Origin of the sequence: Haloechinothrix alba, assembly GCF_900188115.1 — a bacterium.
In the GTDB taxonomy this organism is placed as follows: Bacteria; Actinomycetota; Actinomycetes; order Mycobacteriales; family Pseudonocardiaceae; genus Haloechinothrix; species Haloechinothrix alba.
Map to the genome: position 1 here is coordinate 1 of NZ_FZNW01000080.1, position 1,036 is coordinate 1,036.

Here is a 1,036-nt window from a genome sequence, read left to right on the forward strand (position 1 = left end):
GGGGTGGGAGACCTCATCTTGGAACGGGCTTCCCGCTTAGATGCCTTCAGCGGTTATCCCTTCCGAACGTAGCTAACCAGCCGTGCCCCTGGCGGGACAACTGGCACACCAGAGGTTCGTCCGTCCCGGTCCTCTCGTACTAGGGACAGGTTTCCTCAAGTCTCCTGCGCGCGCGGCGGATAGGGACCGAACTGTCTCACGACGTTCTAAACCCAGCTCGCGTGCCGCTTTAATGGGCGAACAGCCCAACCCTTGGGACCAACTCCGGCCCCAGGATGCGACGAGCCGACATCGAGGTGCCAAACCATGCCGTCGATATGGACTCTTGGGCAAGATAAGCCTGTTATCCCCGGGGTACCTTTTATCCGTTGAGCGACACCCCTTCCACCAGGTGGTGCCGGATCACTAGTCCCAGCTTTCGCTCCTGCTCGACCCGTCGGTCTCACAGTCAAGCTCCCTTGTGCACTTGCACTCGATACCTGATTTCCAACCAGGCTGAGGGAACCTTTGGGCGCCTCCGTTACTCTTTGGGAGGCAACCGCCCCAGTTAAACTACCCACCAGGCACTGTCCCTGAACCAGATCATGGTCCGAGGTTGAGATTCTCCATTCGACCAGAGTGGTATTTCAACGATGACTCCACCCCGACTGGCGTCGAGATATCCTAGTCTCCCACCTATCCTACACAAGCCGAACCGAAAACCAATACCAAGCTGTAGTAAAGGTCCCGGGGTCTTTCCGTCCTGCCGCGCGTAACGAGCATCTTTACTCGTAGTGCAATTTCGCCGGGCCTGTGGTTGAGACAGCCGGAGAGTCGTTGCGCCATTCGTGCAGGTCGGAACTTACCCGACAAGGAATTTCGCTACCTTAGGATGGTTATAGTTACCACCGCCGTTTACTGGCGCTTAAATTCTCCGCTTCGCCCCCTCGAGGGGAGCTAACGGGTCCTCTTAACGTTCCAGCACCGGGCAGGCGTCAGTCCATATACATCGAATTGCTTCTTCGCATGGACCTGTGTTTTTAGTAAACAGTCGCTC

Annotated in this window: 1 rRNA gene; it reads right to left on the reverse strand. The window is 56.9% G+C overall.

The annotated features are described in order from the left end of the window. Positions 1-1,036 (reverse strand): 23S ribosomal RNA (locus CHB84_RS22205); the annotation flags it as partial.